This is a genomic window from Clostridium tarantellae, assembly GCF_009295725.1.
GTDB lineage: Bacteria > Bacillota > Clostridia > Clostridiales > Clostridiaceae > Sarcina > Sarcina tarantellae.
The window spans coordinates 1-10,857 of the sequence record NZ_WHJC01000108.1 but is presented as its reverse complement, the minus strand read 5'-3'; the positions used below and the strand labels follow the sequence as shown (position 1 = coordinate 10,857).

Below are 10,857 nucleotides of genomic sequence, written 5' to 3'. Positions count from 1 at the left end.
ATATAAAATATTTTAAAACATTCATAAAAAATATTGAATTTTAATAAATTATGTTTAATAAATAAGAAGTTTAAAAGCAATTCTTTGGTGAATACACTACTTCACTTCATAGACTTCTAGTAATTTTTTATTATTCCATTCTTCACCGAAGCCTGTGAAAATTTCTAAATTTTTATCTTGTGGTATATTTTTAAATTTTATGAAAAATTCATCTTCTTTGTTTGAATCTTTAAATACTTGAGGATAAATTTTAAAATGTGAATAAAGTTCTGATTGTTCATTTAATACCTCTAATGTTAAATTAGTTAAGTAATGTATATCTTCTTTATTTCCTTTATATGAAATACTTATAGTATTATTGTTTATATTTAAATTAGAGAATACACCTTTATGTCCATCACTAAATTCAATAGTTTCTTTATACTTAACACCATTAATTTCTTTAATATTATCTTTCTGTTCATTTTTACTATTTAAATTATTAATAGCATTATCACTTTCATATACACTAAGATTTTCTAATGATGTGTATTTATTTTCATACACACTTAATTTTATATCCTTAGCTTTTTTTATTTCTTCATACTTTAAATTAGGTATTTTTACTTTGATACTTCCATTTATACTTTTCCCTATTTTACTCCAACTAGTGTTTAAAGGAGCACTAAAGAAATTATTATCAACTTCTAATAATAATTGTAATTTACTATACTTTTCTGAAATCTCGTCTAAACTATAATTATTAGATTCATCTTTTATTTTTATAGTTCCAGTAATGTCTGTTCCCATTACACTTGCATTTATTTTACTAAATTCTAATAATAGATTTTTCATAACTAAGTTACTTATATCTATACTTTCAAAATCATTATAGCTATTACCAAAATCAGCTTTTAAATGAAACTTCCCTTGTTCAATAAATGATGGTTTTTCTAATGTTTCCATTTGATGAATATTTATTTTAACCAATGCCTTTTGAGGAATTTTTTTATCATAACTCTGCTCTATTACTTCAACTATATTATAATCATCTATTCTATAGCTTTTAGTTGTTCCCCTGTCCCAACTTATTCCCCCTATATTAGCATCTACCATAAACTCCATTTCACTTTCTAATATAGGTTTATCTGAAGTTATTCTAATAGCCATTAATGATTTATAAGGTGTAATCATCAATTCCTCTAGTGTGTATTTTCCACCTTTAACTTGAATAGATTCTCCTACATATTTTCTATACTCCTCATATTCATCATACACACCTAATCCTTCATAGACTTTACCCAAAATAGGAATGTTACTAGCCCTTGTAGGAGTAACCATAAATCCACCTATTACTGTAATACACACAAGTCCAGACACCATAACTATTTTCTTTACAAAATAATTTTTCTTTTTAACACTCTTTCTATACTTATTTCTTATCCTTCTTTTTTCAATATCATTTAACTCTACATCAATATGCTCAAATTCACTTTCATCAATATCTATGTTATTAACTATATCTAAAATTTCCTTATCCACACTAAATAACCTCCCCTTTTAATTTTGTAACAAGCTTTTCTTTACATCTTCTTATTCGATTACTTACAGCATTCTCACTTATACCAATAATCTTACTTATATCTCTCACTGAATAACTTAAAAAGAACCTTCTAATAAAAATTTCTTTATTTTCCTTATCAAACTTATTTACTTCACTTAGTATCTCTTCTCTACATATTTTATTTTCTAAATAATCTTCAATACTATTAACATGAGTGCTATATTGCTCTAATTCAATAACATTTTTATATTTTTTCTCTTTTCTTAATCTATCTATAGCTGTATACTTGCTAATAACTATAATCCAAGTTTTAAATTTATTATGGTCCCCATTAAAATTATTTATATTATTCCATACTTTAAGTAAAACATCATTAACACATTCCTCACTTAACTGCCTATTATTTAAAATAGAATAAGCCACCTTAAAAATCAAATTGCCATATTGTTCAAAAACATAATCTAATGCTGTAGAATTACCTTTCTTTAGCTCTTTAATAAATTTCTCCTTATTCAAATTATCTTTACTCCTTTTAAATTATTGAAAGTACTTTCATAAATATAGTCGTAATTTATTTAATAAATCTTTCTTTAATTTCTATTTTTTTAATTATGTATAAAATTTATCTAGTTAATATATTATCATACACTTTATATTTTTTTCTTACTATTAATAGATATTAAAAATCCTTTTAATACCTTACTATATAAGAGTTTCATAGCCCTTTGAATTTAATAACAATTCCCCCTATTTAAACAACTTTTCTTTTATTTTTAACAACTTTTCCTAAAATAAAAAGAAAAATAAACATTTAAAATATATAATTAAAGAGAATGGTGATAAAATTTAAAATAAACATAAAAAAAAGAGAGAATTTTTACTTTTTATTCTCCCTATTTTATAAATAATTTAAATTATATAATTTTTTTGTACCCAAAGAAAGCCTATTAAAATCAAATTTTTTTTAATAGGATATAACACTTTAACCTAATTTACTAAACTTTACTTGTTCACCTTTACTTACTAAAAATATTCTTCTAGTTCATAGGAATGTAAAGAATTTAATTCCATAGTAGTTTTTAAATTTTTATATTCTTCCATAACAGATTTAACTACACAACTTGCATAGGCTGGTAATGACTTTATAGCTTCTCTACTTCTATGAACTTGAATAGCTCTAAACTTATTTACAATAAGTTGAACTACTCTTTCTTTAAGAAACCACTCCTTTATATTAGCTATAGACCTTATAAGATGCATTATTTTTTGCTTAGATAAGGTTACTTCTGCAAAGTCAATTTTATTTTTAATTAACTCATATTCCTTTTTATTAGTACTCTTAACTAATTCCATAACATCATTATCTTTAGGACTATTTTTTATTACTTCACAATGAAAATAAAATTTGAAAGCCTTATTTTTACTTGGAGCAATATCCTTTTCTCTTTTCTCCTCACTATTATCAATAAATAATCCCTTATATTTTTTAATCATATTTTCAATAGTGTATTTAGCATAATACTTATTTTTAGTATTTAAAACTTTAAGCCAAATACTATTAGGTTTTAAAAGATTCATTGAAAAATCCTTATAAAATTTTCTAGCCTTTGAATCAGCCATTTGTGCTAAGCATATTAAAATTCTCTTTTCCCTAGCTTTCATAGCAGAAAATTCCTGGCTAAAAAAGAATTTTCTTATTTTAACGTAACCACTAAATTTTTTACTTTCAGAATAATTTTCAAAATCATAACTTTTAGTTTGGGTCATATGTTCCATATCAACTAAAACCCATGCGGAAAGACTATAGTTATAAACTAAAATATTTCTTTCAAGAAGCTTGTCCACACACTTTAAAATTGTTTTAGAAGTAACATTAATATACTTTTTTAAAATATTTACAAGATTCTTTTTACTTTCACTATATGTTTCAATAATATACTTAGAATTAACTTCCTGTGATATATGTACTAAAGCAATATATGTATCTAATATATAATACTCCTTACAATTTGTCATAATATTAGTTAGATGTGAATTATATAATTTAGTTGCCATTTAAGCTTACCCCTTTTCTGTCAATAACTTTTAATTATCAATATTTTTCTATAAATTTCTATTTTCAAATTAATACATAAAAATTTACATATTTTTCTCTACATATATAAAATATGCAAAAGTTTTATTTTTTGTAGTAAATTTTTTAAAATTTTTTTATTTTTTTTTCGTAAGCTTATTTATATAAAATTTTTAAGTATTAATTCATTGTATTTTGTCTAAAATATACACATTAAATTTTCAAAAATTCAGAAGTTATAATAAAGTAGTTGTATCCAAACTATAATTTTAAAATTGTAGTTACTAAATATGAAATAAAAAAATCTGCTTCGCAGACCGCCTTAGGCACTTTAATTAAAGTTATCCACAGATTTTTTAAATTATAATTTCCTAAAGAATAAAAAAAATATCCAGTGAAATTTAATATATCCACTGGACTTATTATTTTAATAATACTCATTGTACTTAACTCATTAAGTACAATCTTTCTTTTAGATACATATGATATTTTGATACAGTTCCTTTAAATGTTTATACCAATTAGTTCAATCACTTAAATTTCACAGTGAATTTTATAAACATTTAATAACTAATATCAAACTAATTAAAATGAACATTTAAATAATTTAATATTTTAGTTATAGGATTAATAATAGTATATTCTTTACTTAACCCCATTAATAATCCTATAGCATTATTATAAGAATCCACTACTATACTCCCTGAATCTCCAATTTCACTCATATAACTTGCAATTATTTGGTCTTTAAACATAAGTTTTTCTCCATAAATATTGCTTATTCTCACTTTAGTATTAATAGTTTTTATAACACCTTCAGTATATCCACTAACACATCCTGTTTTTCTTACCCTCATAGTTATATATGGATCTGCTATGTTTTTCACCTTCCCAATATAAGGTATTTCTTCTGTATATTTAACATATGAAGGTATTTCAGCAATGGCTGCATCAACAATATTTATACCTTTTTCTTCAAAATCTAACCTAATGGCTTTTGATAAAAATGCCACTAAATTGTGATAATAATCTGGTGGAGGTTCTGGCTGGACAATATATTCTCCTACTTCAAGTTCATTATTATCTGCTAATATATGATTACAACTTAAAATGTAGGGAGTATTTTTTTTATTTCCAAAAACTATAGCTCCTAATGTTCCACCAATTTCACCATTAAAAGCAGCTATGTTAATTCCCGGTTTTATAGGACGTATGCGACTTTTTAAATTAATATTATTAATTTTTGTAATAGGACTTTCTCCTGAAAGTTTAAAACCTCCACAATTTATAATATCAGTTTTTATACCAAGAAAACTTGAAGGAACAATATCTTTTTTATTTAATTTGTTTAAAGGTACTTTTTCTTTTACTAAAACATGTAAACAAGGTTCTTTAGTATTCATTCCCTTAATATTCTTAACCCCTAAACCCACTCCAATAACATTAGATTTATGAAAAAAAACTTTATCATAATTATTAATCATATCTTTTATTGAATTTTCTAATAAAGAGCTCATTTAAACTCCTCCTATAAGAAAAATTATATTATTCAAGCTTTTAAGCATTTTTAAGTAAAATACTATATAAAATAATTTATAAAAATATTCTCAATGATTATATATTATGAATAAATTTACAAAATGTGCTTTTAGCTATTAAGAATATCTGACCATTACTTTAATTTCAATTATAAAATATTTTTAAGAAAAAGCTAAAGTAAAATTAATTGATTGTAAATAGAATATTATGATAAAATAAATAGTTCCACAAATTTAATGGTATAATTATCCATATATTTATTGAATCTAAATTAATGTTTAACTAAGGAGAAATATATATGAATAAACAAAAGATTAAACAAATATTAACATGCACATTAGTTACAGGTACATTAATAGGTGCTACTACTTGTATTACTAATGCTAAAACACTAAATGATAAAAAAGAGGGAGAAACTTATATAGTTTATAATAAATTAGAAAGTACTTCCTCAAAAAATTATAATTTTAATTTAGAAAATACTGAAAATCTTAAAGAAGAACAAAATAAAGAAAATTTACAATCTAAACAATCTAAAGAAAAACATTTAGAGAAAGAGCAACCTACTACAACAAAAGAATTAAAAAATAAAGTAGAAGAAGAGAAAAAAGAGTTTCCTAAATCTGAAGAAAAAACAAAATCATTTTTAAGTAGTTTATCCGAATTTTTAGGGCTAAATTCTCAAACTGAAGAAGAATTAACTCTTAAAGAAAACTCTTTTAAAGAAGATGCTTTTAAAGCATTAGAACTTTCATCAAAAGCACTAAAAGAAGCCAATTCAGAAATGGAAGAAAATAAGATTTCTCACCTTTTAAAATTAAGTAAAGAAGCTGTAAATAAAGCTAATAGTTATAAAAATTTAATTAAAAAAAATAAAAATATTAAAAAAGATACTTTAATCTTTGCTGATAAAATTTTAAGTGAAGCTAAAGCTGAAGAAGAATTTGCTACTAACCTAAAAAATTCTTATGATTTATTAAATTCCGTTAAAAATATTAAATCAAATAAGGATGCTAAAAGCTTTTGCACTAAATTAACAAATTTAACTTGTAAGAAATTAGATAAAATATCTTTAAAAATAGTTAATAAAGCAAAAGATGAATATATTGAAGAATTTACTAATTACTATAATAAAGCCACCTCTTATAATGATGGTTTAGACCTATCTACTAGAGTAAATTACTTTATGCAAGTTTTAGCACAGGATACTGTTCATAAAAACTCTATGGAAAAGGCTTGTATTAATATACTAAATAATAAATTTAAAGAACTTAAAAAAGAAGAAAAAATAAATGATGATTTTATTTCTGGTTTTACATATTCAATACATAATTTTAACAAAAATGAATGTACAAGCAATATTTTAAAAACTTCATTAAACTTATGTGATGATTTAGGAAATTATATAATAAAACAAATAAAGAAAAACAATACCTTTAATGAACCTATTTTAAACAGCTTAATAAAACACTTAAAAAAAGGTGAATCTGCTGAAAGCCCATTATATATAGAAGGAATTAAACTAGAAAAGGATCTAAAAAAAGCTAAAGATTCTAATAAAACTTTAACAGAAACTAAGGAAGAAAAAACTTCTTATTTTGGTTCTACTAACAAATTATATGATTATGCTTCTAGCATTTATACTGAAGGAAGTAAAATAACTTCTGATGTAATTTCAACAAGTAAAACTGTATATACAACCACTAAAGACTTATATTCATCTGTAAAATACATAATAAATACAGCTAATGAATTATCGAATACAGCCAAAACTGGAATGAATTTTATATCATCAATTACTGGAAGTAAAAAAGAAGAAAAACCAGTTTCCTTTATTACTTCTATAAGCAATAAAGCTAAAAAAGCTTATAAAACTGCAAAAACTATAAAAACAGCTTTTGATTATGTTTTAAAAGCAAATGAAATACTAGATAATATTACTGAAGGTACTTCTTCACAACAATCTAGCATCTCTCCCTTTACAAAAAAAATTCATACATTATGTTCAACAGCTAGAAGAACAGTAGCAGCATTAAAAGCTTATTTCAAAGTAAAATCTGCAGCAAATTCAGCTTGGAATAGTGTAACAGATTGGTTTAATTAAATTAAATTAAATTTATAATTTAAATACTATTTTATGCAAGTTTTATATTTAATTTTTCAAAATAACTAAAATTATATATCACTTCCATAATGAAGAAAGCTATGATAGTAATAAATATCTACTTTGCATTCATTATGGATAGTGATATTTTTTTATACTAAATATACTAAAATGAAATTAGTGTATATTTATTGATTCAAAAACTCTTTGCAAACAATAAATACATAATTATCCCAATATTTTCTAGTATAATTATGCAAGTTTTTTTTTTATAATATTCTTATAATCTTAAATTTTTAAGATGAATTTTAATACACAAAAGATAAGTAAGGGGGAATTTTAGTATGTTAAAATTCAAGAAAATAGCTGCTATATTATTAACTGCAGCTACAATAACAGGATGTACAGCTTCTTTAAATGGTGTACAAGCAATGGCAGCAAATAAAAATAAAGCCAATGTAACTGAAAATAAAAAGGAATTAAAAATTTATAATTCAACTGCTGCATTAGAAGATTCTAATTTGAATATGAAATTTATAGCCAATGCTAAATTTTTTGTAGATCCTTTTGATAATAAGCGTACTGTGTTTTTATCAACAGATGGGTCATTTATTAAATCTGGAGTAAAACAACAAGGTTCATATTGGTATGGATCAATGAATTGGCCTTCAGGTTATGAATGTTCTATTGAAATTAAAGATGAAGCTAATTCAGGTGGAAAAACTGAAATTGTTTCAAGTACTCCAACAAATACTATAAAATCATCTCGTGTTAGTAACACTATGGGATATTCAGTAGGAGGAGTAGTTGGGGTTACATCAGGTAAACCTATGGGAAACATTAATGCTAGCTTTAATCATAGTCAAAATATAAGTTATGATCAAGAAAACTTTACTACTGTACAAGATGAAAACAATCTTCATAAAGTAAATTGGAAAGTACAATTTGATTCTACTCCAGATGGTTATGACAGATACTATAAAACTCATTTCTATGGAAATGAAATGTATATGAAATCAAGATTATCTAATGCAGGAAATGAAAATTTAACATCAATTGATAAATTACCTTCATTAATATCAGGTGGATTTTCTCCTAACTTTTTAGTTGCATTAAAAGCTCCAAAAAATAAATCTCAATCTTTAGTAGAGATAACATTTAAAAAGCATATGGATTTTTATGAAATAAAATGGGCCAGAGGAAGAAATTGGTATGGATCAAATTCTTATGATTGTACTAAACAAGTTGTGAAAAAGTTTGTTATAGATTGGAAGAAACATACTATAAAATCTTTTGATGAAGTGCAAAAAGAAAAAGAAACTAAAGAACTTAAAGAACTTGTAACAAAATTAAATAATGAATACAGTGCTTTTATGAATTCATCAGCTACAACTCCTGAAGAAATAGCAATACAAAAAAGAGTGGAAGACTTAGAGGCAAAAAATAAAATAACAAGAACTTTTGAAGATAATGAAAGTGAAACAAAAATATTGCCTGATGGTGGAGTAATTATAGGTGGAAAATGGGTATGGGAACTTGTTAAGTAATATAATTTTTCATTAACCCTTATAGAATATTATAAAAGACATATATAATACCTTAAAAGAGTAAGTACATTAAATACTTACTCTTTTATTATATATAGTATTTTTAAAATTATTAACATTATCATTGATAAAATAATATACTATATTACACTAAATTTTCTAAATTAGATACTTAAATAAGTAAACTTCTTTTTTTATATAACAAATGTAATTATTAGTGTATTGCAAAACTAAATATATGCACTAGTAAACCTCTACGCCCACAATAGACATGACTTCGTTAGAAGTTTTATTATTCAATCCGTATTTTAACAGGCGTTGCCATTTCGCCACTACTAGACATCCCTAATTTAAACATGGTAAGATTAAATATTTTACGCCACAAACCATTTTCTTATAGCAACTCTATATAGTTAGTTTTCTTTCAAGTTAGTATATACTAGCTTGAAAGAAATAATTACTTGTAAATACTAAGGAGGTATGAAATTGTTTTATAGTTATTCTAAAAATAATAATAAACCTCATAAAAATATAAACAACAATTTTAATATTAATATTATTTCTATAAGTAAATTAAAAAATACAGACTTTAACCTTAAAGATAAATTAAATTTATCTTCTTTCTCTGAAAAAAAAGTTTTTATAACTAACTTTCCAAATATAGGAGAAATTTATACACCTACAGCTAATATAGATCATTTTAAAATAACTCCTACAGGGTTAATCCCTTACAAACCTAAACCACCTATAACTAAATTAGCTAATTCTATAATAATAAAAAATAGTTCTGATAATGAAGTAGCAAAAGTAGAATTTCATGCTATAAACAAAAAATTTATAATAACTTCTACTGATGAAACTTCAGATAATATTCCCACTAATGCAGAATTTTTTATACTAAGACTTAAACATATTGCCACACAACGGCTTATTAAAACAGCTGAAATTTTATCTAATGAAACAGGCTCTAATTTTTTACAAACATTAAATAATTTCTCCTTTACTTTTGATGAAAATTTTTTAGAATTAAATTATTTTCTACCTTCAAAAATAAATATAACTAATTATCCTAATAAAGACAGTATTCATATTCCTACAGTAAAAAAGGAGTTCTTTAAACTTACAGCACAAGGATTAATGCCCTATACTCCTCCATCTAAACCAGAACCACCAATGCCATCTTCTATAACAATACCTGAGGAAATTTTTATAGGTACTTTAGGGGATATAAAATTTAATACTGAAGATTTAACATTACTTGTTTTTTCATTTCAAGTATTCCCCAATCCTTTCCTTCCAAACACTGCCTATTTATTATTTAAATTAAGAGATTCAAATGAGCAAATAAAATATAATGCACTTTTTAGAGCAGATGAAGTTATGGATAAGTTTGCTTCAAGATTGCATAATAGAAATTTTAAAATAGGAGATATTATAGAATTAGATTGTATTAGTGATCAATCTCTTAAAATTAAAAATTTCCCTAATTTAGGTGAACTAACATTAATTAATACAAAGTTTTTTAATTTAGAAGGCGTTAAGAAATATTTAAAAATAACTGAAAATGGACTTGAAGATTATATACCTACAAGTATACTTCATGTAGATACACTACAAAATACCATAAGAATCAAAAATATATTAAATATTCCTGTTATAGTTATAGAATTTAATACTTTAGATAAAGTAATAAGAACTTTTAAATTTTCTGATGAAATTGATTCATCTAGTACTTATGATTACTTTACTTTTAAATTATTAGATTCTAATAATTCATTAATCTTTAATAGCACCTTAAAATCAAAAGATATGTTACAAGATTTTTTAGATGAAGTTAATTTTAAAATATTTGATTACAATTATGTTATAGAACTTTCTTATAATGATAAATCTAGAAATCTTATAAATATAACTAATTTTCCAACTAAAAAAAATACTCATATACCTACAACAAATTTAGAACGTTACTTAATAACAAATACTGGTCTACAAAGTCTTTAAATCCAAAAATTTTTTTACTAAATTATCCTTTAATTATATCCTTTATTAG

Annotated in this window: 8 protein-coding genes; 3 read left to right on the top strand and 5 right to left on the bottom strand. The window is 23.6% G+C overall.

Features of this window, described 5'->3' with window-relative positions:
* Positions 1-96: 96 nt before the first annotated feature.
* The 5 genes from GBZ86_RS08575 to GBZ86_RS08555 form a co-directional block, all read right to left on the bottom strand.
* The gene (locus GBZ86_RS08575) at positions 97-1,521 is read right to left on the bottom strand and encodes a DUF4179 domain-containing protein (protein ID WP_152889664.1); all 1,425 of its coding nucleotides are present in this window, start codon (positions 1,519-1,521) and stop codon (positions 97-99) included.
* 1 nt (position 1,522) lies between these two features.
* Entirely contained in the window at positions 1,523-2,059 is a 537-nt protein-coding gene (locus GBZ86_RS08570) for a sigma-70 family RNA polymerase sigma factor (protein ID WP_152889661.1), read from the bottom strand.
* 507 nt (positions 2,060-2,566) lie between these two features.
* Positions 2,567-3,598, bottom strand: coding sequence for a hypothetical protein (locus tag GBZ86_RS08565; protein WP_152889658.1), 1,032 nt, complete (start codon positions 3,596-3,598; stop codon positions 2,567-2,569).
* Positions 3,599-3,878: 280 nt separating this feature from the next.
* Complete coding sequence (locus GBZ86_RS08560) at positions 3,879-4,058, bottom strand: hypothetical protein (protein ID WP_152889655.1); 180 nt, start codon at positions 4,056-4,058, stop codon at positions 3,879-3,881.
* A 140-nt stretch (positions 4,059-4,198) separates the two neighbouring features.
* Positions 4,199-5,134: a chymotrypsin family serine protease gene (locus GBZ86_RS08555; protein WP_152889650.1), complete on the bottom strand. Its 936-nt coding sequence runs from the start codon at positions 5,132-5,134 to the stop codon at positions 4,199-4,201.
* A gap of 320 nt (positions 5,135-5,454) precedes the next feature.
* On the opposite strand from GBZ86_RS08555, the gene GBZ86_RS08550 reads away from it, so the two are divergent.
* From GBZ86_RS08550 to GBZ86_RS08540, 3 genes are all read left to right on the top strand, one after another.
* A complete protein-coding gene (locus GBZ86_RS08550) occupies positions 5,455-7,260 on the top strand; it encodes a hypothetical protein (protein ID WP_152889647.1) in 1,806 nt (601 codons plus the stop codon).
* A 344-nt stretch (positions 7,261-7,604) separates the two neighbouring features.
* Entirely contained in the window at positions 7,605-8,807 is a 1,203-nt protein-coding gene (locus tag GBZ86_RS08545; protein WP_152889644.1) for a leukocidin family pore-forming toxin, read from the top strand.
* Positions 8,808-9,293: 486 nt separating this feature from the next.
* Complete coding sequence (locus GBZ86_RS08540) at positions 9,294-10,808, top strand: hypothetical protein (RefSeq protein WP_152889641.1); 1,515 nt, start codon at positions 9,294-9,296, stop codon at positions 10,806-10,808.
* The last annotated feature ends 49 nt before the right edge of the window (positions 10,809-10,857 follow it).

Coding starts and splice junctions, on each gene's coding strand:
- GBZ86_RS08565 (WP_152889658.1), bottom strand. CDS start 3,598: ATGGCAACTAAATTATATAATTCACATCTAACTAATATTATGACAAAT.
- GBZ86_RS08560 (WP_152889655.1), bottom strand. CDS start 4,058: ATGAGTATTATTAAAATAATAAGTCCAGTGGATATATTAAATTTCACT.
- GBZ86_RS08555 (WP_152889650.1), bottom strand. CDS start 5,134: ATGAGCTCTTTATTAGAAAATTCAATAAAAGATATGATTAATAATTAT.
- GBZ86_RS08550 (WP_152889647.1), top strand. CDS start 5,455: ATGAATAAACAAAAGATTAAACAAATATTAACATGCACATTAGTTACA.
- GBZ86_RS08545 (WP_152889644.1), top strand. CDS start 7,605: ATGTTAAAATTCAAGAAAATAGCTGCTATATTATTAACTGCAGCTACA.